The organism is Pseudoalteromonas sp. NH0006-26 (genome assembly GCF_057552415.1).
Genome location: NZ_BAAJMJ010000010.1, coordinates 40,675 through 65,936, shown reverse-complemented (window position 1 = coordinate 65,936; position 25,262 = coordinate 40,675). Strand labels below are relative to the sequence as shown.

At 40.5% G+C, this 25,262-nt stretch carries 25 protein-coding genes; 16 read left to right on the top strand and 9 right to left on the bottom strand.

All coding sequences use genetic code 11. The features are described from left to right. Nucleotides 1-3: 3 nt before the first annotated feature. Together AC27JR_RS14240 and AC27JR_RS14235 are read left to right on the top strand one after the other, a co-directional pair. Nucleotides 4-1,125: a succinylglutamate desuccinylase/aspartoacylase family protein gene (locus AC27JR_RS14240; RefSeq protein WP_487173957.1), complete on the top strand. Its 1,122-nt coding sequence runs from the start codon at nucleotides 4-6 to the stop codon at nucleotides 1,123-1,125. Nucleotides 1,126-1,310: 185 nt separating this feature from the next. Further along, entirely contained in the window at nucleotides 1,311-2,342 is a 1,032-nt protein-coding gene (locus tag AC27JR_RS14235) for a phospholipase A (RefSeq protein ID WP_487173956.1), read from the top strand. Nucleotides 2,343-2,395: 53 nt separating this feature from the next. Here the strand turns inward: AC27JR_RS14235 and AC27JR_RS14230 are convergent, their stop codons facing one another. After that, nucleotides 2,396-3,289, bottom strand: a complete 894-nt coding sequence (locus AC27JR_RS14230) for a bifunctional GNAT family N-acetyltransferase/hotdog fold thioesterase (RefSeq protein ID WP_487173955.1) — start codon at nucleotides 3,287-3,289, stop codon at nucleotides 2,396-2,398. 123 nt (nucleotides 3,290-3,412) lie between these two features. On the opposite strand from AC27JR_RS14230, the gene AC27JR_RS14225 reads away from it, so the two are divergent. Further along, a complete protein-coding gene (locus tag AC27JR_RS14225) occupies nucleotides 3,413-4,159 on the top strand; it encodes a spermidine synthase (protein WP_487173954.1) in 747 nt (248 codons plus the stop codon). Here AC27JR_RS14225 and dtd read toward each other — a convergent pair. Beyond that, nucleotides 4,156-4,593 carry a D-aminoacyl-tRNA deacylase gene (gene dtd, locus AC27JR_RS14220; RefSeq protein ID WP_008468772.1) on the bottom strand — a complete coding sequence of 146 codons (438 nt, stop codon included), beginning with the start codon at nucleotides 4,591-4,593 and terminating at the stop codon, nucleotides 4,156-4,158. The two genes, AC27JR_RS14225 and dtd, sit on opposite strands and share 4 nt — an antisense overlap. Beyond that, a complete protein-coding gene (locus AC27JR_RS14215; protein WP_036984554.1) occupies nucleotides 4,594-5,475 on the bottom strand; it encodes a virulence factor BrkB family protein in 882 nt (293 codons plus the stop codon). A gap of 86 nt (nucleotides 5,476-5,561) precedes the next feature. On the opposite strand from AC27JR_RS14215, the gene AC27JR_RS14210 reads away from it, so the two are divergent. The 4 genes from AC27JR_RS14210 (at nucleotide 5,562) to AC27JR_RS14195 (ending at nucleotide 8,756) form a co-directional block, all read left to right on the top strand. After that, a complete protein-coding gene (locus AC27JR_RS14210) occupies nucleotides 5,562-6,215 on the top strand; it encodes a DUF2959 domain-containing protein (protein ID WP_487173953.1) in 654 nt (217 codons plus the stop codon). 135 nt (nucleotides 6,216-6,350) lie between these two features. Then, nucleotides 6,351-7,442, top strand: a complete 1,092-nt coding sequence (locus AC27JR_RS14205; RefSeq protein WP_036934631.1) for an MBL fold metallo-hydrolase — start codon at nucleotides 6,351-6,353, stop codon at nucleotides 7,440-7,442. 73 nt (nucleotides 7,443-7,515) lie between these two features. Further along, complete coding sequence (locus AC27JR_RS14200; RefSeq protein ID WP_008108394.1) at nucleotides 7,516-7,941, top strand: BLUF domain-containing protein; 426 nt, start codon at nucleotides 7,516-7,518, stop codon at nucleotides 7,939-7,941. Nucleotides 7,942-8,018: 77 nt separating this feature from the next. After that, a complete protein-coding gene (locus tag AC27JR_RS14195) occupies nucleotides 8,019-8,756 on the top strand; it encodes a CBM9 family sugar-binding protein (RefSeq protein WP_487173952.1) in 738 nt (245 codons plus the stop codon). A gap of 387 nt (nucleotides 8,757-9,143) precedes the next feature. On the opposite strand, the gene typA is transcribed toward AC27JR_RS14195, so the two are convergent. Beyond that, on the bottom strand, nucleotides 9,144-10,967 hold the full coding sequence (gene typA / locus AC27JR_RS14190) for a translational GTPase TypA (protein ID WP_008108389.1): 1,824 nt from the start codon (nucleotides 10,965-10,967) through the stop codon (nucleotides 9,144-9,146). A gap of 508 nt (nucleotides 10,968-11,475) precedes the next feature. Here typA and glnA point away from each other — a divergent pair. The 5 genes from glnA to AC27JR_RS14165 all read left to right on the top strand — a co-directional run bounded on the left by glnA (nucleotide 11,476) and on the right by AC27JR_RS14165 (nucleotide 16,561). Next, nucleotides 11,476-12,882, top strand: a complete 1,407-nt coding sequence (gene glnA / locus AC27JR_RS14185; protein ID WP_008468760.1) for a glutamate--ammonia ligase — start codon at nucleotides 11,476-11,478, stop codon at nucleotides 12,880-12,882. Between the two features lie 114 nt (nucleotides 12,883-12,996). Further along, entirely contained in the window at nucleotides 12,997-13,518 is a 522-nt protein-coding gene (locus AC27JR_RS14180) for a DUF4124 domain-containing protein (RefSeq protein WP_487173951.1), read from the top strand. 81 nt (nucleotides 13,519-13,599) lie between these two features. After that, on the top strand, nucleotides 13,600-14,670 hold the full coding sequence (gene glnL, locus AC27JR_RS14175) for a nitrogen regulation protein NR(II) (RefSeq protein ID WP_008108383.1): 1,071 nt from the start codon (nucleotides 13,600-13,602) through the stop codon (nucleotides 14,668-14,670). 15 nt (nucleotides 14,671-14,685) lie between these two features. Continuing rightward, the gene (ntrC, locus tag AC27JR_RS14170; protein WP_008108382.1) at nucleotides 14,686-16,071 is read left to right on the top strand and encodes a nitrogen regulation protein NR(I); all 1,386 of its coding nucleotides are present in this window, start codon (nucleotides 14,686-14,688) and stop codon (nucleotides 16,069-16,071) included. Nucleotides 16,072-16,102: 31 nt separating this feature from the next. Beyond that, nucleotides 16,103-16,561: a Crp/Fnr family transcriptional regulator gene (locus AC27JR_RS14165; protein WP_008108381.1), complete on the top strand. Its 459-nt coding sequence runs from the start codon at nucleotides 16,103-16,105 to the stop codon at nucleotides 16,559-16,561. A gap of 8 nt (nucleotides 16,562-16,569) precedes the next feature. On the opposite strand, the gene AC27JR_RS14160 is transcribed toward AC27JR_RS14165, so the two are convergent. Both AC27JR_RS14160 and AC27JR_RS14155 read right to left on the bottom strand, forming a co-directional pair. After that, nucleotides 16,570-17,235 carry a hypothetical protein gene (locus AC27JR_RS14160; RefSeq protein ID WP_487173950.1) on the bottom strand — a complete coding sequence of 222 codons (666 nt, stop codon included), beginning with the start codon at nucleotides 17,233-17,235 and terminating at the stop codon, nucleotides 16,570-16,572. A 71-nt stretch (nucleotides 17,236-17,306) separates the two neighbouring features. Continuing rightward, the gene (locus AC27JR_RS14155; RefSeq protein WP_487173949.1) at nucleotides 17,307-17,588 is read right to left on the bottom strand and encodes a hypothetical protein; all 282 of its coding nucleotides are present in this window, start codon (nucleotides 17,586-17,588) and stop codon (nucleotides 17,307-17,309) included. Between the two features lie 244 nt (nucleotides 17,589-17,832). Between AC27JR_RS14155 and AC27JR_RS14150 the strand changes: the two genes are divergently transcribed. The 4 genes from AC27JR_RS14150 (at nucleotide 17,833) to AC27JR_RS14135 (ending at nucleotide 22,085) form a co-directional block, all read left to right on the top strand. Further along, on the top strand, nucleotides 17,833-18,216 hold the full coding sequence (locus tag AC27JR_RS14150; RefSeq protein ID WP_487173973.1) for an RNA-binding S4 domain-containing protein: 384 nt from the start codon (nucleotides 17,833-17,835) through the stop codon (nucleotides 18,214-18,216). Between the two features lie 96 nt (nucleotides 18,217-18,312). Then, on the top strand, nucleotides 18,313-18,741 hold the full coding sequence (locus AC27JR_RS14145; RefSeq protein WP_487173948.1) for a hypothetical protein: 429 nt from the start codon (nucleotides 18,313-18,315) through the stop codon (nucleotides 18,739-18,741). A 200-nt stretch (nucleotides 18,742-18,941) separates the two neighbouring features. Continuing rightward, entirely contained in the window at nucleotides 18,942-21,686 is a 2,745-nt protein-coding gene (gene acnA, locus AC27JR_RS14140) for an aconitate hydratase AcnA (protein ID WP_008108376.1), read from the top strand. A gap of 135 nt (nucleotides 21,687-21,821) precedes the next feature. After that, complete coding sequence (locus AC27JR_RS14135) at nucleotides 21,822-22,085, top strand: hypothetical protein (protein WP_036934627.1); 264 nt, start codon at nucleotides 21,822-21,824, stop codon at nucleotides 22,083-22,085. On the opposite strand, the gene AC27JR_RS14130 is transcribed toward AC27JR_RS14135, so the two are convergent. The 3 genes from AC27JR_RS14130 to cysI form a co-directional block, all read right to left on the bottom strand. Continuing rightward, on the bottom strand, nucleotides 22,072-22,602 hold the full coding sequence (locus AC27JR_RS14130) for a DUF4124 domain-containing protein (RefSeq protein ID WP_487173947.1): 531 nt from the start codon (nucleotides 22,600-22,602) through the stop codon (nucleotides 22,072-22,074). The two genes, AC27JR_RS14135 and AC27JR_RS14130, sit on opposite strands and share 14 nt — an antisense overlap. 134 nt (nucleotides 22,603-22,736) lie before the next feature. Continuing rightward, nucleotides 22,737-23,477 carry a phosphoadenylyl-sulfate reductase gene (locus AC27JR_RS14125; RefSeq protein ID WP_008108367.1) on the bottom strand — a complete coding sequence of 247 codons (741 nt, stop codon included), beginning with the start codon at nucleotides 23,475-23,477 and terminating at the stop codon, nucleotides 22,737-22,739. 42 nt (nucleotides 23,478-23,519) lie between these two features. Beyond that, a complete protein-coding gene (gene cysI, locus AC27JR_RS14120; protein ID WP_008108365.1) occupies nucleotides 23,520-25,217 on the bottom strand; it encodes an assimilatory sulfite reductase (NADPH) hemoprotein subunit in 1,698 nt (565 codons plus the stop codon). Nucleotides 25,218-25,262 lie beyond the last annotated feature (45 nt).

Below are 25,262 nucleotides of genomic sequence, written 5' to 3'. Positions count from 1 at the left end.
AAGATGAATAACACCACAGCTATAAGCCAAGAAAACATTGTAGTTGGTGAAGTGGCAAATGGCCTACCACTGACTATTCCTGTGTATCGTTTAAAAGGCGATGGCACAGGCCCAAGTGTGTATATACAAGCTAATATGCATGGCGCCGAAGTGCAAGGTAACGCGGTTATTTATCAGCTACTTGAACAGCTAAAAAACCTTAATTTAAAAGGTGATATTACCTTAGTTCCCTACGCTAACCCCATTGGCTGTAATCAAAAGTCAGGCGAATTTACGCTTGGCCGATTCGATCCTATTACCGGCACAAATTGGAATCGTATGTATCACTGTAATAATCAGCTTGCATCACATTTTGCAAAGCAGTATTGCGATGCCGATGATCAGATTCTAAAAACAGCGTTTAAAGCAGCGCTAATTAGTGACGTTGAGCAACAACTTAATAGCCCAGACTATCGTTTAACAACGGGTAAACGCATAGCGCTAAACTTACAAAGACTAGCGCATCAAGCTGATATTGTTTTAGATTTACACACCGGCCCTATTTCTAGTCAGCACTTATATTGCCCTGAATATGCCACTGAAAGTGCGCGTTACTTTAATATTCCCCATGTGCTAGTGATCCCTAATGACTTTGATGGCGCAATGGATGAAGCCAGTTTTTGTCCATGGTGGCAACTTAGCGAGCAACTTGCTCAGCAAGGCCGTGAATTTAACGTGCAAGTTGAAGCCTTTACGGTAGAGCTTGGCAGCCAAGAGAAAATAGATTTAAGCGCGGCACTTGACGATGCTCAAAGTATTTTAAGTTATCTTAATCACAAACAGGTATTTGCTGATGCGCCCTACAAGCCAAAAGTGATGACAAGATATGGCTGCCAACTAAATGATTATATTGCTTACTATGCGCCTATGGGTGGCATGGTTGAATACCTAGCACCGCTTGGTGGTCACATTAAAGCGGGCGAACCGATAGCAAAAATACTGCGAATGGAACGCTACTTAAGCGAGCAACCACTGCAAACATTAAGCTTTGATCTTGATGCGATTGCGATATTGCACTTTGCCTCAGCCAGTGTGAACCAAGGTACTGAGCTTTATAAGTTTTTTACAAACGTCTTTGAGCTATAGCTCACCCCTTCTCATTGCGTGAGAGTCTAACTAGCGCGTTATTAGCTAGTTATCCAGTAAAAGCGACCTAGGTCGCTTTTCTTTTTTGCCATATTAAAGTTCAGGACAAGTTCACCGTATATGTGTTAAAAAGGCGTTATAATTACCACAAATCTATTACTTCCCTCACTTACAAAGGAATTATAATGAGTTGGCGCCACTGGATACTACTCTCAACATTACTAAGCACTGCTGTTATTGCACAAGAAACAGCAAAAAACGAGCAAAACAATGAACTTGAGCTGGTTAAGCAATGTATTTTAAATGAAGTGATAGGTGGAGACGGTAAACAAACTCTCGATCAATTACGCGAAAAATGCTCTGCCGTTGAGGAAAACAAGCAGCTAACGGCTATCGACAAACGCCAAGCCCGTGAAGCGGTTGGTAAAAAAAATCGTAATGTAATTACACCGCATAAACGTAATTATATTTTACCGGTTTCTTATATGTCGAACCCAAACACTCGCCCGTTTGATGGATTTGCAGAATTAACTGATAAAAAAGATGGTGACCCTCTCGATAACCTCGAAGCTAAATATCAGCTATCAATTAAAGTGCCTTTATATGATGAGTTTGCCGACTCAGACCAAGCCATATTTTTTGGCTTTACGCTGCAGTCATACTGGCAAGTATATAACGACGATATTTCCTCCCCTTTTCGTGAGACAAATTACGAACCAGAAGTATTTTGGATTAATTATTTAGACCCTGAAAACGTTTTATGGGGCGATGAAATGGCAATAGCCATTGGTATTTCGCACCAATCTAATGGTCGTAGTCAGCCAAACTCGCGTTCTTGGAATCGCATTTATGCCGATTTCATTTGGGAAAAAGACGGCTTTGTATTTAGCTTTAAACCTTGGTATCGCATTCCTGAAAACAAAAAGCCCGCGCCGTTAGATGCACGAGGTGACGATAACCCTGATATCTATAAATACATGGGTTACTTTGAATTTGGTGGCGCGTATCGCTTTCACGATCATGAATTTAGTTTTATGACTCGTAATAATTTAAATTCAGATAACCGCGGGGCAATTCAGCTTGATTGGTCATTCCCTCTATGGGGAAGAGTACGCGGCTATGCGCAGTACTTTAATGGCTATGGTGAGAGTTTAATAGACTATAACGCCGATATTGAACGCTTTGGTGTCGGTATATTACTAACTGACTTGCTGTAAAAAATGCTTATAAAAAAAGCCAAGCAACTCGCTTGGCTTTTTCGTTTATTTTATCACTTTTTAACCACAAACAGCCCTTCAAACTGGGCAACTACTTGGTCACCATCAAAAATGGTTACTGGTACTAAATAGCTCGCCTTACCCGCCTCTTGTAACTCCATTAAGTTACCTTTACAGGTTTGAATATCAACACAGCCTTTAGGGTCGGTATTCAGTGGTTTTAAATATTTAATATTAGCATCGGCTAACACTATATTGCCCTCAAGTCCGGCTTCTTTTAATGCTAAATACGTTGCACCCCAACCCGTTAATGTAGCTAGGCTATAAATAGAGCCCGCAAACATGGTGTTGTGTAAGTTTAAGTTAGCATTTAAATCTGCCCGAGTAGTAAATTGCCAATCAGTGTAGCTTTCTACTTTTATCCCCATTGCATCACTAATAGGGATTGATTCACGCCATGTATTTTGCAGTACTTGAGTCCAATTAGGGTGACGAAACCAACCTGGTTCACTCGGCTTAAGCTTAACCATTTTATAATGCTGAACATCACCATAGGCTAAATGCGCTTTTTCTTTATTTTCGTAGCCATGGCGCTGATAAAATTCCAGAGCACGTTCGCGAGCAAACAGCACCAACTCATCAGCATCTTGATTCCACGCTATTTTTTCGAGTTCATGTAACAAGCGGCTACCAATATGTTGATTGCGGTTACCTTCTGCAACCGCCATATAACGTACTTGAGCTTGTTGCTGGTTATTAAAGTGCAAACGCGCTACACCCAATACTTCACCTGCTTTATTTTTAATAAAGCGGTGTTCAGCTTCTTGCTCTAAATCGTCTTGCTCAGAACCACGAGGTTCGCCCCATGGTGCACGTAAAACTTGCCAGCGTAATTGATAATAGGCTTGCCAGTCTTCACTACTTTGAGGGGTGCTCACTTGAAACATACAGACTCCATAAATTAAAAATGTAAAAATATTACGCTGTGCATTTTGTGAAAAACACCATACTCGATCTGGGTAAAACTGCAAATACGACTTTGGTTTCCTATAAATGACTGTAAAAAATTAATGACAAAATCGATTGCGCTTTACCCCTGCTGGTTTATGCTCAATACCATGAATAAATATATCCATGATAGCAGTGGCCTGATCAGCAGGCACTTTATTGAGCATAGTACATCGCTAGGCCAGTTACTTTATTGGCATAATCAACATGGCATAAATATACAAGTTCGAGAGCATCAACAGCTGCGCTGGCTACTTATTAACAACACCTTGCAATCAGTTATTTTAACCCGGAGTCCACAAGTATTACTGTTTCCTCACCTTGCCTATTTAGCAACGGTTTGGCAGCAACGACCAGCGCCTAAAAAAATACTTGAGCTCGGTTTAGGTGGCGGTGCTATACGTAACTACTTATTAAAACAGTACCCTCAAGCGCAGCTGACTTCAGTAGAAAAAAACCCTCATATAATTAACTGTTATCAAGATTTTTTCGCCCTTAATGAACAGGGCCAAATTTACTGTAAAGACGCACAAACAGTTTTAAAGTCAGCGGTGAATATAGATTGGATTATTTTAGATTTATTTAGTGAACTAGACGCCCCTAGATTCTTATTTGATCTATGTTTTTATCAAACAATTTATGATGCGCTTGCTCAGCGGGGCATCTTATTTATTAACTTTTTATCGCAACATGCCTCCCAACTTACACAGCTACAACATGTACTGAAGCGCGTATTTGGGGAGACTGTTAGCATTCATAAAATCACCGGATTTGTAAATCACATTGTGATTGTAGAAAAAACACTTTAAGCGGTTAAGTTGAAGGTAACCGGCCCATCGTTACATAAGCTAACCTGCATGTCGGCTGCAAATTCACCTGTCGCTACCTTAATTCCGAGTAATTTGGCTTGCTCGACAAAGTAATTATATAGGGTTTGCGCTTGATCTGGTGTGGCTGCCGATGAAAAACTAGGACGCATGCCTTTTTTGGTATCAGCTGCAAGTGTGAATTGCGATATGACTAATAGCTCGCCTTGTATATCCTTCAGGCTGAGGTTCATTTTATCGTGTTCATCACTAAAAATTCGATAATTGCTGACTTTGTGTAGTAGTTTATCAGCAACACGCTCATCGTCTTCTTTTTCAATACCTAGCAGTAATACAATACCTTGTTTTATTTCACCAACGACCTGTTGCTCTATTGCCACACTGGCGTGTGTTACCCGTTGAATTAGCCCCTGCATTTACTCACTATCCTCTGCTTGTTGCTCTTTTTTATTATAATGTTGCATGTTAATACACACGGTAAATTCAGCACCTAGTAGCACCACTACCCACGACAAGTACACCCATACAAACAAAATAGGAATGGTCGCTACCGCACCATAAATCACTTCATATGATGGAAAATGGCTAATATATAAAGCAAAGCCTTTTTTGGTTAGCTCAAATAACAATGCAGCAAACAGTGCACCAGGAATAGCCGCCCTAAATGAAACACGCGTATTCGGTACTAAGGTATACAACATAATAAAACCAGCCATAGAGATAGCATACGGTAGAAGCTTTAATAAGAAACCACTAAACCCTGGGATCCCCTGATCGGCAAACGACACTAGTGACACAATATAAGAGGTGACACCAATACTCGCACCCAGTAGTACAGGCCCCAAACTCAGTACCATCCAATACACAGCAAACGATATCATCATTGGGCGTTTTTTCTTTACTCGCCAAATACGATTGAGAGTTGCATCCACATTGCGGATCAATAACAAGGCAATAGCGGCTAAAAAGCCAATACCTACCGCCGTCATTTGATTAGCATTACCAGCAAACGAGCTAATATGCTCTTTAATAACATCAGAAGAGGTCGGCACAAAATTAGTAAATAAAAAACTTTCAATGGCTAAGCGGGTGGATTCAAACCCTGGAAAAGCAGAGAATATTGCTACACCAACCGCTATCAACGGAACTAGCGACAACAAGGTAACGTATGCTAAATACCCTGCATTAATGGTTATTTGATCGTCTATACAGCGATTTAAATATTGCATCCACCAGCCTGGTTGCTGTTTTAGAAACACCTTAACTTGCTGTTTATAATGGGAGAGCTTATCATTCATACAATTAACTTTGTTGGTGAGCTTTTGATTATAATAACAATCAAGGCCATAATTTACAGCATTAACACTCGTAAATAGGAATTCAGATGAAAAAACAAACATTATTAGGGACAGCCATACTCTCGTTAATGCTGATGCTGTCTGGTTGTCAGTCTGCTTATTATTCGGCAATGGAAAAAGTAGGTGTTCATAAACGTGACATTTTAATTGACCGCGTTGAAGAAACAAAAGACTCACAACAAGAGTCGCAACAAGAATTTCAATCAGCACTCGAACGCCTTACTACGTTAATTAATTTTGATGGTGGCGAATTACAAGATGCTTACAATCAACTTAATGACGATTACGAATCCAGCCTGCAAGCTGCAAATGATGTATCAACCAATATCAATAAAGTAGAGGATGTTGCTGATGCGTTGTTTGAGGAATGGCGTGATGAACTAGAGCAATACAAAAGCGCTTCATTAAAACGTGAGAGTAATAAAAAGCTACAGACGACTGAGCGCCAGTTTAGTCAGTTACTTCGCTCAATGCGCAGTGCTGAAAGTAAAATGGACCCCGTGCTGTCATCACTAAAAGATAATGTACTGTATTTAAAACACAACTTAAATGCACAGGCAGTTTCCGCTATTAAAGGGGAATTTACTAACTTAAAACGTGATATTCAGTTACTCATGAATGACATGAATAAGTCGATTGAAGACTCAAATAAGTTTATTGAGCAAATGAATAAAGCCTAAGAAGCGTATTGGCATTTACTCTAAGCCCGCTAAAAATAGCGGGCTTTTTTATACACATTTTTGTTACTTTTTATACTTTTTTAATGTCCCGCTTTTGTTACACTTTCAGCAAGTTAAAAATAACAATTAAAAACCATGAAACCATATACGCTCTGTTTAACCTTTGTCTACAGCCTTCTGGTGGCCTGTAGCACAGCGAATAATGTTAATGTTATTGCAGGTCCAGATACCCTTGTTCCACTAAATCAACACGGTGAGCATAGGGGGCGCTATCATAACCTTTATCCTGGTAAAAAAAGCTACCCTATCAGCTGTGAAAATGATTGTTATCCTGCACACATCAACGTTCTCTGCGAAACCGAGGGTGAACAATGCCAGTATCAAGAGAAACAGCCAAACCCAAAACTAGACACAAATTACACCGTTCGTTGGCTAGGCCATGCGGGGTTTATGATCAGCACCCCTAACGGGCAGCAAGTGGTCTTTGATCCTGTAAAAGCGCAATTCGATTCACCTGTAGCACTGGGCTTTAAGCTCGCAGGTGGTATTTATCGACAACCTGGCGATTGGCTAACATCTGACGAGCTTACCCATTTAGATGCGGTTATTTACTCTCACCTTCATTACGATCATTTTAATAAAGCAGATATTGAGGAAATAGGCCGCCAACCGCGTTATTTAACACCTCTTGGCATGGCTGATAATTTTCCTAGTGATGGCTTTAATATTAGCGAAATGGCATGGTATGCAAGTACTAAAATTGATGATTTAACTATTCATGCGCTACCTGCACACCACTTTAGCAGCCGTGTGTTAGTGCCCTTTATTTATGAAGACAACGATAAAGACCTGTGGAATGGCTGGTTACTTGAACAAAATGGCAGCACCTTATTTTTTGCAGGCGACACCGGCTACTCAAAACACTTTAGCGATATACAGCAAAAATATGGCGATATTGATGTGTGCTTAATGCCGATAGCGTCTTACTACAGCGAAGATAACCCTAACTGGTATCGTTACGTTCATACAACCCCAGAAGATGCTCTAACAGCAGCACAGGAGCTCAACTGCAAAATAATGATACCTTGGGGATATGGTAACTCAACATGGAAAATGGGTGATCGCACGAGTCACTCCGCTTTACTGCGTTTATTGCATATGCATAAAAAAATGGACTCGAAAATACCCCTGTATATTTTAAATGAAGGTGAAAGTATTAAACTTTAATCAGTCATTTACATAATTAGCAATAACTTCTCTGCTGAACTATCTTTAATTAACTAAATAGTGAGGAGGTTTTATGTTTCTTGTGCGACTCATTTACGCCAGTAAAATAAGTAGTGGTTTTGGGCCTGAAGATATAGAAAGTATCTTACAAAGTGCCCGAACCTACAATGTAAAAACAAACGTCACCGGCATGTTATGTTTTAGCAATGATTACTTTTTACAATGCCTTGAAGGCTCTAGAACGGCTGTAAATAATACCTACCAACAAATATTAAACGATAAGCGTCACCACAATGTAATTATGCTCAACTATACCCAAATTCCTGAAAGAGAGTTTGAAAAATGGTCAATGGGCTATGTACCGCAATCTAAGCTAACCGAATCACTGAATCTCAAGTTTTCAGGCTCCATTGATTTTAATCCTTTTAAAATGTCTGGAGAAAGTGCGCACTTATTAATGCTGGCATTAAAAGACAGCATAGCAGGCACAATCAGTTAGTATAAAAATAGACTACGAGATTGTTTTTGATTGCTATTTAAGCCAAGCTAAATCATCTTTAATTGATGAGATGATTAATGAAAAAAACACTACTCGCTTTTAGTTTACTTTTTACCCAGCCACTCATGGCTATTGACGTTAGTCATACACCAACAGCTATAACTATTGATGGTGTTTCTGAAAGTGCATGGAATAGCGCCACATGGCACCCTATGCCACACCTAATGGATGGTACACTTCCCTCATCAGAGGTTGACTTTAAAGGTCGCTATCGTCTTTTGTGGGATGAAAATTACTTGTATTTACAAGCAGACATTAGTGATGATGTGCTTATTGATACTCACCCAGATCCAACGGATAAATACTGGGACGATGATGCCTTAGAAGTGTTTATAGATAGTGACGCATCGGGTGGTAATCATCAGTTTAATCATACCGCGTTTGCCTATCATATTGGCCTTGATAACCAAGCAGCCGATTATGGCCCTGATAAAAAAGCGCATTTATATACCGACCATTTAGTTAGTAACTGGAAACGCAATACCACCGCGCCCTATAGCATCACTTGGGAAGTGGCAATAAAACTCTACCCGAATGATTATCAACAAGGCGCACAAAACACTCCGCTTAAATTAACGCCAAAGCAAGTAGTCGGCTTTATGCTCGCCTATTGCGATAACGATGGCAGCAAAGTGCGTGAACACTTCATGGGCTCACACGAGGTAGAGCCAGTGAACGGTGACCGCAACCGAGGATTTATAGACGCCAGCGTATTTGGCAAAATTACTCTACTGCCAAAAAGTAATTTCCAATAAGGTAATTGAAAACGTAGGTTGGGTTGAGCGAAGCGAAACCCAACAAAAAAATACCCTACCAATAAACTCAGCAGCCTTACATTTCAATTGTTTCGCCCCTTCCTCATTGAATTCTCATTTTCTCCTCTTTGTGAAAAGATTTTTTAAGTAAATTATCTACAAAGCGGATAGAGGCGCTGCGCTTTTAGAGGAAAAGATTGTATTGCATGGTTTATAAAGTCTAGCGGCTTTCACCCAATAGCCATATTAACAACCAAGCTACTCAATAACACTGTTCTAATCTGACAGCTGACGACTTATAGCTAACAGCGCTTGTTTCCAAACACAAAAAAGCCGCTGTATTTTGCAATACAGCGGCTTTTAAAATCATTGTTCTAAATTAATAGATTATGACTTAGGAGCACGACCCGCACGTTTACGCTCATTTTCAGTTAAATGACGCTTACGAATACGAATGTTCTCAGGTGTAACTTCTACTAACTCATCATCAGCAATAAACTCAAGCGCTTGCTCAAGTGAATAGTTAAGTGCTGGTGTAAGTGTTTGTGCTTCATCTGTACCAGATGCACGAACGTTAGTAAGTTGCTTACCTTTAAGCGCGTTAACTGTAAGGTCGTTATCACGGCTATGAATACCGATAACCATACCTTCATAAACTTCAACACCGTGACCGATAAATAAACGGCCGCGCTCTTGTAAGTTAAATAATGCGTTAGTAAGTGCTTTACCTGTTGCGTTTGCAATCATTACGCCGTTCTTACGAACACCTAGCTCGCCACCTTTGTGCGGACCGTAGTGATCGAACGTATGGTAAAGTAAACCAGAACCCGACGTTAATGTCATGAACTCAGTTTGGAAACCGATTAAGCCACGGCTTGGGATCATAAAGTCCAAACGCATACGGCCTTTACCATCTGGGGCCATGTCAGTAAGTTCACCTTTACGAAGACCAATTTGCTCCATGATAGAACCCTGGTGCGCTTCTTCACAGTCAATAGTTAGTGTTTCATACGGTTCTTCTAACACACCATCAACAGTACGTAAGATAACTTCTGGACGAGATACAGCTAACTCATAACCTTCACGACGCATGTTCTCGATTAAGATACCTAGGTGTAATTCACCACGACCCGATACACGGAAGCTATCTGGGTTATCTGTATCTGCAACGCGAAGTGCAACGTTGTGTACTAATTCTTTGTCTAAACGCTCACGAATGTTACGTGATGTTACAAACTTACCTTCTTTACCACAGAAAGGTGAGTTATTTACAGAGAACGTCATCGTTACTGTTGGCTCATCAACACTTAATGGAGGTAATGCTTCAACGTTGTTAGGACAACAAAGCGTATCTGAAATCTTAAGCTCGCCAAGACCCGTTACCGTTACGATGTTACCAGCGTAAGCTTTATCAGTTTCAATACGTTCAAGACCTAAGTAGCTTTGTACTGAACCAATTTTACCGTTACGTTTAGACCCGTCAGCGCTAATAATCGTAACTTGTTGGTTAGGTACAACTGAACCGCGTTTGATACGACCAATGCCAATTACACCTTTATAAGAGTTGTAATCAAGCTGTGAGATCTGCATTTGGAAGTCACCTTCAGGATCTGCATCCGGTGGTGATACTTCGTCAACGATCATCTTGAACATAGGTTCCATGTTATCTGATGCTTCGTCTAAATCTAATGTAGCCCAACCATTGATTGCTGATGCGTAGATTACTTTAAAGTCTAACTGTTCATCAGTTGCGCCTAGGTTGTCGAATAAATCAAAGATTTGATCCATAACCCAATCAGGGCGAGCACCTGGCTTATCAATTTTATTGATAACAACGATTGGCTTTAAGCCTTGCGCGAATGCCTTTTGCGTTACGAAACGCGTTTGTGGCATTGGGCCTTCTTGAGCGTCAACAAGTAGTAGTACTGAGTCAGCCATCGAAAGTACGCGTTCAACTTCACCACCGAAGTCGGCGTGTCCAGGAGTATCTACGATATTGATATGGTAATCATTCCAAGAGATAGCGGTGTTTTTCGCTAAAATGGTAATACCACGTTCTTTTTCAATGTCGTTTGAATCCATCACGCGCTCTTCATTACCGCCGCGTGTTTCTAATGTACCTGATTGCTCAAGTAGTTTATCAACCAGTGTTGTTTTACCGTGGTCAACGTGGGCGATAATTGCTATATTTCTTAACTTTTCGATACTCATATGTTCACTCAGAGAAATTGAATCTCATTGATCCTGCAGGGGCTATACGTTCTCACCTGCGCTTTCACGAGATGTCCCAGCATAGGATTTAAAAGGGCGCATATTATCCCCTATAAATGGAATGGATGAAAGTTTATCCAAAATAAAATTTCAAACTTTCGCAATAAAATAATTAACTCTTTGTTTTAAAATAATTAATTTTGATGATTAATTTTTATAAATTAATCTCAAAAGGTGGTTTTGGATTAATTTAAAGCGACTTTACTGCGTATTTTGCATTTTCTTTGTGTTAGTCTAAGGTGATTAATTTGCAAGCAATTATAACCCTGTAAATGTTGCACCGTTTTGGAATTATTACGCACCAAAACAGTGCTTAATCTATGCCGCCTTTATACTGTTTATATATTTTCACATAAAAAACAACAAATTATAATAGTGGCACAAAATCAGCTTATAGGTATTTAAAGTATCTAAGCAGCAATAATAAAACCCAATAGTTGGAGGACACATGTCACAATCGGTTTTAGATTTTATTAAAGAAAATGACGTTAAGTTCATTGATTTACGCTTTACTGACACAAAAGGTAAAGAGCAACATGTTTCTATTCCTCATCATCAAGTTGATGAAGACTTTTTTGAAGATGGAAAGATGTTCGACGGTTCTTCAATTGCTGGCTGGAAAGGCATTAATGAATCAGACATGGTGCTACTACCTGATGCAGATTCAATCAAGCTTGACCCTTTCACAGAAGAAACAACACTTATCGTTCGTTGTGACGTGGTTGAGCCTTCTACATTACAAGGTTATGAGCGCGACCCTCGTTCAGTAGCTAAACGCGCTGAAGAGTACATGCGTTCTACCGGTATTGCTGACACCGTTTTATTCGGTCCAGAACCAGAATTTTTCGTATTTGACGACGTTAAATACAAATCTGACATGTCAGGTTCAATGTATAAAATTGATTCTAAGCAAGCAGCTTGGAACTCAGATAAAGAATATGCAGATGGCAACACAGGCCACCGTCCAGGTGTTAAAGGCGGTTACTTCCCAGTTGCACCAGTGGATGACTTCCAAGATTGGCGCTCTGCAACATGTTTAGTGTTAGAAGAAATGGGTCAAGTTGTTGAAGCGCATCACCACGAAGTGGCGACTGCCGGTCAAAACGAGATCGCAACTCGCTTTAACACTATGGTTTTAAAAGCAGATGAAATCCAAGAAATGAAATATGTTATTCATAACATGGCTCATTTATACGGAAAGACAGCAACGTTTATGCCTAAGCCTGTTGTTGGTGATAACGGTTCTGGTATGCACTGTCACCAATCTTTAGCTAAAGACGGCGTAAACTTATTCGCAGGTGATAAGTACGGCGGCCTTTCTGAAGACGCGCTTTACTACATTGGCGGTATCATCAAACATGCTAAAGCAATCAACGCTTTTGCTAACGCGTCAACTAACTCGTACAAACGTTTAGTGCCTGGCTTTGAAGCACCGGTAATGCTTGCATACTCTGCACGTAACCGTTCAGCGTCAATCCGTATTCCAGTGGTTCCATCTGCAAAAGGTCGCCGTATTGAAGTACGCTTCCCAGATCCAACTGCTAACCCATACCTTGCTTTCTCTGCAATGCTTATGGCTGGCCTTGACGGAATTAAAAACAAAATCCACCCTGGCGATGCCATGGATAAGGATTTATATGACTTACCAGCTGAAGAAGCAGCAGAAATTCCAACTGTGGCATCATCACTAGATGAAGCACTAGCGGCATTAGATGCAGACCGTGAGTTCTTAAACCAAGGTGGCGTATTCACTAATGACCTAATTGATGCTTACATTGCACTTAAGTCAAAAGAAGTTGAAAAACTTAACATGACGACTCACCCAGTTGAGTTTGAAATGTACTACAGCTGTTAATTTATTAACCGATAAATAATGTGTGTTTTAAGCCCGCTTTGCGGGCTTTTTTTATGGCAAATTTAACGGTTCTACACTAAAGTGAAGTAAGTTTAAACAATGCAGGGTGGCAGGATGGTAGGTAAGGTTTTGTTGCTATTAATAGCTTTAGTGTTAAGTGTTAATAGCCATGCAAGCAATAAAAAAATTTATGCATGGAAAGACAAAAATGGTGTGCTGGTTTTTTCAGATACCCCTCAACCTGGCGCTAAGGAGGTTAAGCTCACCAGCCAACACTTAAACATGCCTGCAACAAATACTGACATTCTTGATACTTCACCGACTAAAACAGCGGTCAAGTTTAAAATTAGTATTACATCACCAGAGCCCAACCAAACTATAAGAGAAAACACCGGTTCAGTGTACGTTTCAACTCAGATCGCTCCTCGCTTTGAAGCTGGATTTACTATTGGCTTGTTTTTAAATGGCATTGCTATTGGTGAACCCAGTGATACCACCACCCTGGCGTTAAGAGATGTAGAACGCGGCCAGCATACACTGCAAGTTAAACTTTATAATAAACAAAACCAAGTAATTGCAACTAGCCCTGACAGTGTATTTTTTATGCATCGTAAAGGCCTTAATATAGGTCGGTAATTGCAGTTAAATACGTATAATTAGCGTATATTTTACTAAAAACCTTGCCTACCTCCCCAGGCGCACTAAAATGGTGCAATAATGATTAATAAGACACATTTTAGCCCAGAGCTACTAAATATAATTTGGCAAAACCAAACCACCGCCCTGATGTTACTTGATGAAAGCTTTACGCTTATTTACGCCAACACCAGTGCTAGTGAATTACTTGGTTTAGGCGAAAAGCGCCTACTCGGGCAAGCGTTCGACGACTTATTTAATTACCACTCTATCGACTTAAAACGTATTGCACAGTATTCATTAGTTGATGGTGTAGACTGCCACCAGCATAGAGCTGACGTGGTATTCATCGATTCTCGCCATGCAAAGTTGGCGGTCAGCACACGACGAATAAAGCATAACGATACCTTTTATATTTTATTTGAATGTCGACAAACTGATGACGAAATAAAGCACGATCAAGTCTCAAATCAAATGCATCAATACCAAGCTGCACGCAACTTAATTCGCGGTTTAGCCCATGAAATTAAAAACCCACTGGGTGGAATTCGCGGGGCGGCGCAATTATTGCAGTATGAAGGTGATCAGCAAGAAAGAGATCAATGTGCAGAACTGATAATTGAACAAGCCGATCGATTGCGTGAATTAGTTGATAGACTCCTTGGGCCTAATCAGCTGCCGCAAAAATCGTATGGCAATATACATCAAACATTAGAGTCGGTTGTAAAACTCAGTACCTTAGATAACAACCGCGATATTCGGTTAGTGAAAGACTACGACCCGAGTATTCCTGATGTTTATATTGATCAGAGCAAAGTTCAACAAGTAGTGCTAAACATTGTGCGTAATGCACAACAAGCATTGGTAGATGGTGGCGAAATAAAAATAAAAACGCGGATTAATTACCAGCATCGTCGTCCTGGCAAAGCCCCTAAAAAGGCACTGCTTATTCAAGTCATGGATAACGGCCCGGGTATTGATGCCAATTTACGCGACACCTTATTTTACCCTATGACCACCAATAAAGAAGGTGGCTCAGGACTTGGATTATCTATAGCGCAAACCTTGATTGATCAACATGACGGCTATATCGAATGTGATAGTTGGCCGGGACATACTGAATTTAATATTTATCTGCCGTTTACAGATTAATACTTTGGAGTTTGCATGAAAACAGCTTGGCTTGTAGATGATGATGCCTCAATTCGCTTTGTACTAGAAAAAGCACTGACTCGCGCAGGGTTTGAAGTAGAAAGTTTTGCAGATGCGCAAAATGTACTTAACGCGCTAAAATTTAGTCAACCTAGCGTATTAATTTCCGATGTACGAATGCCTGGCATGGACGGTATGGCATTACTTGAGCTAATAGCAGAGCAAACGCCAGGGCTACCTGTGATCATTATGACCGCCCACTCAGACCTTGATTCAGCCGTTAATGCATTCCAAAAAGGCGCATTTGAGTACTTAGCTAAACCGTTTGATTTAAATGAAGCGGTTGCACTGGTGGAAAGCGCCTATCGTGCTAATTCGACCAAAAAAACCAAACGAAAAACCGCCCCGCCAAAAAGTGCCCATATTATTGGCGAAGCCCCGGCTATGCAGGAAGTGTTTCGTGCTATAGGTAAGCTGTCAGCATCAAGTATGAGCGTACTCATCAACGGTGAGTCAGGTACTGGTAAAGAGCTGGTTGCCAGCGCTTTGCATAACCACAGCCCGCGTAAAGAAAATCAATTTATTGCCCTTAATATGGCGGCTATTCCTAAAGAGTTAGTTGAGTCTGAATTATTTGGCCATGAAAAAGGCGCTTTTACCGGGGCCGATAGCGTGCGTAAAGGCCGCTTTGAACAAGCTAATGGCGGTACCTTATTTTTGGATGAAATCGGTGATATGCCACTGGATGTACAAACCCGCTTATTACGCGTATTAGCCGATGGCGAATTTTACCGCGTTGGCGGTCATCAAAGTATAAAAGTAGATGTACGCATTATTGCTGCCACCCATCAAAATTTAGAAGAGCTGGTAAAACAAGGTAAGTTTAGGGATGATTTATTTCATCGTTTAAACGTGGTTCGCCTGCGTTTACCTGCTTTACGCGAGCGTCCCGAAGATATAGAGCGCTTAGCGCTACACTTTTTACATAAAAGTGCAAAAGACCTGCAAGTAGATAGCAAAGTATTAAGCCCTAAAGCGATTAAGCAACTGTGTTTATTTAATTGGCCTGGGAATGTTCGTCAACTTGAAAACACCTGCCGCTGGTTAACCGTTATGGCGCCTGGAGAGCTGATTGGCGAGCAAGATTTACCTCCTGAAATTATTGATAATGCCGCCGCAACCCAAGAAGGCGATTGGCTAGATTCATTTCAGCAGTGGCTTAATCAAGAATTTAAACAAGGTAAAGAAAATATTTGGCCGGATATTCAAGCCCAGCTAGAAACCCGCTTAATCAAAACAGCCCTCGCTAATTGTTCTGGCCATAAACAAGAAGCCGCAGTAAAAATTGGTTGGGGTCGCAATACGTTGACCCGAAAATTAAAAGAGCGCAATATTAGCTGATATTTTATAAGACTAGCGTCCTAGGTTATTAATGAAGTTAATTGAAAACATCCCTTTGTTTAAGCAAATGGAAATTATAAATCGCTTAGATTTTTTTAAAGAATTCACACTCAATGAGCGCCAGATTTTGCTTGAGTCATTTGGTTTACTTTATTTAATAAATAAAAATCAGTTTTTATTTAAAGAATTTGATAATGACAAGCGACTGTTTATTGTGCTCAGTGGATCTTTAATGGTGTTTAAACACAATCACCTGCTGGAACTGGGTAGTATAGAGCCTGGCGAATTTATTGGTGAAGGTGCATTTATTAATAACCGAGAGCGCAGTATTAATGCACGCGCCAAAGAAAGCGCCATAGTACTGGCTATTACTGCCGATGCTCTCACCCGCCTACCTAATGTCATACGCGAAAAAATTAAAGACCGTATTATTGAAGGTATGAGCCTGCGCATTGCAAAACTCTCGGAGCATATAGAAGAGCACGGTTAACAGTTAACTTAATCCATATAAACAACCTGCATTGAGCAATTAAGCCAGCCTGGCTTATTTACATGAGCTGTTATGGTATATGTGTCTGATGGTTTGTCGCCAAAAGGAGTCTCAACCAATGGCTGTGAGTGAGTGTAGGTTTGTGAATAATTGCTGTAGTAAATAACCAAATAGCCGTATAAATATTCCCATTTCAATGTGACTTTTGCGCCGCTGATTAATGTGAACTCAGCATGTTGATCAGTAAAGCTTACGACTTGGTCATTAAACTCATCTTTTTCGCACTGGGTTGTTCGCAACCGAGAAGGCATGGTAAAAGCGTCGTCCGCATCAGTATTTTTTAGATAAAAACCAATATTACCATCACCATAAAAGTGATTTGCGCGTGTGGTGTAGCTAATTTCGGGTTGATAGCCTAACCCCTGCATAATAGTAGCTAGCTGCTCTGTTTCTTGGCGTAAAATTCTATCATTTGATAATAGTAAAGTAGCTACGCCAAATTCCCGAGGAATGTCGTGTTCAACATATTCGTAAGGTAGGGATTGTGTTTTAAGCGCAACCTCTAACTGCTGGCGCTGTAAGTCCGATAAACCTTTACTAAATATATACACTGTAGGTTGTTGGCATGCACTCAGCAAAAGCATGAGTGCACACGCTAAAATTCCATTTTTCATTATCACCTCTTAGATTACAAGCGTAGTCTATAGAGAGCAATGCTAAATGGCAACTTAATAGATCTGGTCGTTTAACCTGAGCTTTGGTTATTTAACCATGCATCAACACTTTGTCGCTTATAAAGCACTTCGTTAAATAATCGATGGCGCTCAAATTCAAGCTCACTTTGCTTGGTATTTAGCCCGCTGACTAACTGACTATGGGTGTCATTAAACTTGGAGATAACTGAAAACCCTCGTTCAGTGTCTTCTTTCACCTGCTGAGCTAAGTGTGCTCTTACATCGTCAGCAGTTAACATGTCTGAATGCTCTAAGCCCATTAGCTCTTTTTTCATCGCTAATCTTATGCCCATTTTTTACTCCACTGTTTATTTTCAACCTTCTATACGACAGTTATTGGCAATTAGCGCGCCAATGTGTAATTTTTTTTCACGCAAAGTATAGCTATGAATTACTTCAGTTTTTTTAAAGACTGCTAAAAGGGATAAAAAGTTTCATAAAAAATCTCACAATCAACTCACCTAACAAACTCACTTTGGTGCAAAATAGCCATTGAGCCTTTATACTACAACTAATACCACCCCACTGAGAAACATGATGAACGAAGAATATATTGAAGTTGAGTTAGAAGAAGAACCTATAGAGCTGTGTAAATTATTAAAGGTATTAGATCTTGTTGAAGGTGGTGGTCAAGCAAAAAACCTAATTAGCGAAGGCTATGTCGGTGTTAACCATGAAATTTGTACAATCAAGCGGAAAAAATTATACAGCGGTGATGTACTTACATTTGATGGCGAGGTGTTTCAATTAACGTTAAGTGAAGATGCCACTCCGGCAGAACGTCCAGTTATTGATGAATCAATTGTTGCGGAAAAACCAGCGCCGGTGACAACAACTGACCCTGCAAAAAGTAAACGTAAACGTACTAAAAAGCCTAAAGTTGATGAAAAAACGGGTCGTCGCCCTATTTCATTTGGCTAATATTCGCTTAAGTCATATGTGTTATTAAAAGCCAGTTTGCATCACTGGCTTTTTTATTCTTTAATAGAATATCAATAATAAAAAATAGATGCCTACATGTCAGAAAACACCGAAAACCGCTGGATAAAACCCGTACTTATTACCGCCTTATTATGGAACATATTAGGTATTCTTGCATTTACCATGCAGCTATTTCTCTCTCCAGAGATGATAAGTAAACTCCCAGAAGAACAACAACTTGCTTATAAAAGCCAACCTCTATGGGCTACTCTAGCGTTTGCTATTGCGGTATTTGGCGGCGCATTAGGATGCGTACTTTTGTTATTCAAAAAGTCACTAGCCACAATAACATTAATAATCTCTTTGGCAGCGGTTTTAGCTCAGCAATACTATAATTTTATGATTATTAATAGCATCAACTTGTTTGGTATTAGCGCTATTTTTATGCCTATTGCAGTCACCATAATTGCGATTGCATTGGTGTATTTAAGTTTTCATTTAAAACAACAAGACTACTTTAAATAACACTTTTTTGAGTTTAGTTTTGTGGCCAATTATTACTCAGAGCATCCCTTGAATTTTAACTTTTGGCCTTCATCTCTAATTTAATAAAGGCCAAAATAAATTACACCACATGGTATTTTTTATCATGGTACACACTTTGCAAATCACTACAGAGGTCACTTTTACAAGAATATTAATCTAATTTATTGAAGGGACAAATAATGAAAAATAGTTTCGACACCCAACAACAGCTCACTATCAATGGCGAGCAATATCATATCAACTCGCTTATGGGGCTTGGCGACAAAGCCAAACGCCTGCCTTTTTCGTTAAAAGTATTACTAGAAAACTTACTGCGTAACGAAGATGGTGTGAATATTAAAGAGCAAGATATTCAGGCACTTTTAGATTGGGATCCAAAAGCGAAGCCCTCTGCCGAGGTAGCTTTCACTCCAGCCCGCGTAGTAATGCAAGATTTCACTGGTGTCCCTGCAATTGTTGATTTAGCCGCCATGCGCGATGCAATGGAAAAGCTCGGTGGTGATCCTGCAAAAATAAACCCGCTTTCTCCTGCAGAGTTGGTAATCGATCACTCGGTGCAAGTAGATGGTTACGGTAAAGATGGCTCATTCGACTTAAATTCAAAATTAGAATATGAGCGTAACAAAGAGCGTTACGAATTTTTACGTTGGGGACAAACCGCATTTGATAACTTAAAAGTTGTACCACCTGCAACCGGTATAGTTCACCAAGTTAATTTAGAATATTTAGCTCGTGTAGTATTTAATGATACAAAAAACGGCAAATCATTAGCCTACCCAGATACACTAGTCGGTACGGATTCTCATACAACGATGATTAATGGTTTAGGCGTACTTGGCTGGGGTGTAGGCGGTATTGAAGCAGAAGCCGCCATGCTTGGTCAACCTATTAGCTTGCTCATTCCACAGGTTGTGGGTGTTAAATTAAATGGTCGCTTACCTGAAGGCACTACAGCAACCGATTTAGTACTTACCGTTACTGAAATGCTGCGTAACCACGGTGTGGTAGGTAAGTTTGTTGAATTTTATGGTGACGGCCTTGCCGACTTACCACTTGCCGATAGAGCAACTATCGCTAATATGGCGCCAGAGTATGGCGCAACCTGTGGTATTTTCCCTATTGATGATGAAACGATTAATTACTTACGCTTAACTAATCGTGATGAGAAGCAGCTTAAACTTATTGAAGATTACGCTAAACACCAAGGCTTATGGCGTAACGATGGCGACGAAGCACATTATACCGATAAGCTAGAGCTAACTTTAGATGATGTTGTGCCTAGCCTTGCAGGCCCAAAACGCCCGCAAGACAGAATTACTCTGGACAAAGCGGGCGATGTTATTGGTCAGCATTTAAAAGATTTCCAAGACGAGCGTATGGCTAAACGTGATAAAAGTGACGAAGAGCAAGCTCGCATTGAAAGTGAAGGCCCTACTACCAACCCTGATGAGCCTACCGATGAAGCGCAGTTTATGGGCGCAGCAAAAGTAAACTTTAATGGGGAAGAATTTGAGTTAAATGACGGTGCCTGTGTTATTGCTGCAATCACTAGCTGTACAAACACATCTAATCCAAGTGTTATTTTAGCTGCTGGTTTAGTAGCGCAAAAAGCACGTCAATTAGGTATCAACGTAAAACCTTGGGTTAAAACCTCACTTGCGCCAGGTTCGCAAGTGGTCACCGATTACCTTGAAAAGGCAGGGTTGATGGATGACCTAGATGCACTCGGCTTTAATTTAGTTGGTTATGGCTGTACCACATGTATTGGTAATTCAGGTCCACTAGCCGATGAAATTAGTGAGGCGATTCAAAAGCATAAATTAGTTGTAAGCTCAATTTTATCGGGTAACCGTAACTTTGAGGGGCGCATACATCAAGATGTTAAAATGAACTTTTTAGCGTCGCCTCCTTTAGTGGTTGCCTATGCCATAGCGGGTAGAACCGATATTGATGTGTACAACGAGCCACTCGCGCAAGATAAGCATGGTAACGATATTTACCTTAAAAATATTTGGCCGAGCGTTAAAGAAGTAAGTGAACTAGTAAAAAGTACGGTAACTAAAGAGATGTTCGAAAAAAGCTACGCCAATGTTTACGATGGCGACAGTCGCTGGCAAAAAATTCAAATACCTGATGGTAAACTTTACGATTGGGACAGTGCTTCGACTTATATTAAAAAAGCCCCTTTCTTTGATGGTATGAGTGTTGAACCACCGGGCATTCCAACTATTGAGGGTGCGCGTTGTTTAGCTAAACTAGGTGACTCGGTGACTACCGATCATATTTCACCAGCAGGTGCAATTAAGGCAGAGGCACCCGCAGGGCTTTACCTCCAAGAAAATGGGGTTGAAAAAGCACAATTTAACTCTTATGGTTCTCGCCGTGGTAATCACGAAGTAATGATGCGCGGGACGTTCGCAAATGTGCGCCTTAAAAACTTACTAGCTCCCGGAACCGAGGGTGGTGTAACGCGTACTCAACCTGACGATAAGCTAGAAAGTATTTATGATGCGGCAATGGCATATCAAGAAAGTGGAACACCCTTAGTGGTTCTAGCAGGTAAAGAATATGGTACCGGCTCCTCACGAGATTGGGCTGCAAAAGGCTCATTATTACTCGGTATTAAAGCTGTGATAGCACAAAGCTATGAGCGTATTCACCGCTCTAATTTAATTGGTATGGGCGTACTTCCTTTACAATTTAAAGAAGGTGAAAGCCATGAGTCACTAGGCTTAACTGGGCAAGAACAATTTGATATTCAAGGGTTATACGATAAAACCGACGAAGTCAGTGTTATTGCCACTAACAGTGAAGGTAAACAAGTTAGCTTTAGTGCCGATGTGCGTATTGATACTCCGAAAGAGTGGGACTACTACAAACATGGTGGTATTTTGCAGTACGTACTACGCAATATGCTCGACTAACAACTTAAAACGAAAATGCAGCCCAGCTCAGTAATGAGCTGGGCTTTTTTATATTATTAATGGATGCTTGCGCTAAATCAATATCGCTTTATAAAGACTCCATACACTAAGAAGACACGCTGCGCAGAGGCCGTTATGTCTTCAATTGTAATAATAAGACTACTTAAAACATCGATTTTGCTTGGGTTATGCTTAATAGTGACAGGCCATGGTTTAATTGTATCGAGCTACTTTACCAACCAGTACGGCATTAAAGGTATTATTACTGCAGCTGCCTGTATTGCAATTGGCGTGCTTTTATCATTGCCTACTAAAATCTACTTAACCATATTATTAATGGAAGCAGAAAAGCGTTATTTGAAGACACAGCAAAAACACCCCAAAACTAAAAGCCGCTAAAACTTTCGACCTCTTTACTGCGTTGCTCTATTCTCTTTTTGGCTTTTTCAGCATCTTCAAACAATTTATTAATTGATTCACTGTTATATATCTCAGGCGCTCGCTGAGGAAAAGGCAGTGCTGCTGATTTAGCACTGCCACTCAAAATGGCGGTATCTTCTGCAACCACAACATTGATATCGGCGGGATTAAGCTTTACCACTTCGCTTTTACCATTTTTGTTTGGTACATCTGAAAAATGCCACTGTCCTTGCCCGTCTTGCCATTTATAAATTGGCTTAGGATTTTCTAGCTCAAAAGTAGCACCAGTGATTTTTTCACTCGCGGTGGTAATTGCTAAGGTAATGCTATCTAACGCACCAGATGAAAGCGCTACCATTTCATCTTTAATCTCTATTGATTCACTGTAAATAACAGAGGTACTTAGCCAAGGCTGGCCATTGGGTTTTTTAATAAAAAACAATAAGTTAACAGCAATTATCATCACTGACATTGCTAAATAGGTGAAGTATTTCATAGCGTTCCTGCTGTGTGTTTAATCCATCATCACAACCAATATAATAAAAAAGAATCAATTCAGCAAATATTAAACAATAAAAAACGCAGCAAAGGCTGCGTTTTTTTATTTTATAGCTTTGAATAATAAAGTAATTAAATTCCATCACCATCAATATGTAAGCCACACTCACGGTTCAAACCAAAAAAGCGGGTTTCCTCTTCACTCATACCCGGCTCTAACTTGCGCGTAGTATGTACATCCCCCATCGACACATAGCCTTGCTCCCATAATGGGTGGTATGGCAAATTATGCTTTGTTAGGTATTGATATACATCGCGATTATTCCATTCAATAATGGGGTACACTTTTACCGTACCTCGACTTATTTCTAGTACTTGCTTTTCAGCACGGCTTGAGGATTGATCTCGACGTAGACCACTAAACCAAGTGCTCGCATTCAGCTCCTTTAAAGCGCGTGTCATGGGCTCTACTTTATTAAGCTGATTGTATTGCTTAATGCCTGCCTCACCTAGCTCCCATAATTTTCCAAATTTAGCTTCTTGCCATGCAGGGCTGAGCTGCGCTTTATACACTTTTAAGTTAAGTGATAACTGCGAAGTCATTTGCTCTATAAACTGATAGGTTTCTGGAAATAAGTAGCCAGTATCTGTTAATACCACAGGTATATCGGGGCGCTGTGATGTCATTAAATGCAACATTACTGCGGCTTGAATACCAAAACTCGATGATAAAAACGCGGTGTCAGGCAAGTGCTCTAGCGCCCATGCAACGCGCTGCTCTGCGCTCATGTCAGCCAGCAAACCGTTCGCATCAGCTAACATCGCCTGTTGGCTTTGCTTATCTAGCTGTAATATGTTTTTAAATTCACTCATGGTCAACTTTAAACCTCACCAGCGCTTTGCGCTGCTTTTAAATTATGCGTAAAAATCGGTAACAGATACTTTTACTTCTGCAACAATACCTTTGCGAATAACAAAATCACCAAAACACTCGCCACCATTACGTTCACTAACCCATTGCCCAATGAGTTTATCGAATGCTTCTAAGTAAACCTCTTCGCCAACGTTTTCAAGGTAAAGCTTAGGAATACGCGTGCCCTCAGTGTTACCCCCTAGATAAACGTTATACTTACCAGGGCCTTTGCCAACCAATCCAGCTTCTGCTAGCATGGCACGACCACAGCCATTCGGGCAACCAACCACACGCATAATAATGCTGTCATTTGGCACCCCATGCTTGGTTAATAAGCCTTCTATTTTTTCAATTAAACTCGGTAAGTAACGCTCAGCTTCGGCCATGGCTAATGGGCAGGTTGGTAATGCCACACACGCCATTGAATTTTTGCGTTGTTCAGTGTCTTTATCGTCAATCAAACCATGGTTACGGGCTATTTCTTCAATGACTGCTTTTTGATCGGCCGGTACACCGGCAATAATTAAGTTTTGATTTGCCGTCATGCGAAAATCACCTTGATGAATTTCTGCAATTTTGCGACACCCTGTTTTAAGCGGCTTATCAGGGTAGTCTAAAATACGACCACTTTGAATAAACAGGGTTAAGTGGTGCTTACCATCAATGCCCTCGACCCAACCAATACGATCCCCTCGGTGAGTAAACTCATACGGGCGGCTTGGTGCAAAGCTCACGCCTGCGCGTTTTTCAACTTCGGCCTTAAATACTTCAGTGCCAACACGATCGAGTGTGTATTTAGTTTTTGCATTTTTACGATTTGAGCGGTTACCCCAATCACGCTGAACAGATACCACGTGCTCAGCAATTTTTAACGTGTCTTCTAGGCTAATAAAGCCAAAGTCGTCCGCTTTACGTGGATAGGTTGCTGTATCGCCATGGGTCATCGCCAAACCACCACCCACAAGTACGTTAAAACCAACTAGTTTGCCACCCTCAGCAATCGCCACAAAGTTTAAATCGTTAGCATGTACGTCCACCTCATTATTAGGTGGGATCGTCACTGTGGTTTTAAACTTACGCGGTAAATACGTTGAACCTAAAATAGGCTCTTCTGTGGTTTCAGACTTTTCGCCATTAAGCCAAATTTCAGCGTATGCCTTCGTTTTAGGTAATAAGTGCTCAGAGATTTTTGCCGCCCACTCATAGGCCTCTTGATGTAACTCAGACTCAACCGGATTGGTAGTACATAATACATTACGGTTCACGTCACCGGCGGTGGCAATTGAATCAATACCCACACTATTAAGTAATTGGTGCATACCTTTAATTTCGGGTTTTAATACACCATGAAACTGAAATGTTTGGCGAGTAGTTAAACGAATACTGCCATAACTGGTTTTATCACCAGCAAACTTATCAATTGCTAGCCATTGCTCTGGCTTAATAATACCGCCAGGCATACGTGCGCGTAGCATCACATTATGCAGTGGTTCTAGTTTTTGTTTAGCACGTTCAGGACGTATATCGCGGTCATCTTGCTGGTACATGCCGTGAAAACGAATTAACTGAAAATTATCAGCGGTAAAACCACCGGTGATCTCGTCTTTTAAATCTTGCTCTATGGTGCCACGTAAAAAGTTGCTTTCTCTTTTCAAACGCTCGTTATCAGAAAGCTTTACGTTTTTATCTTGTTCGCTCATGTTTAATCCTAAATTTGTTACAGTGACGGCTGTTAGCGTTACTTT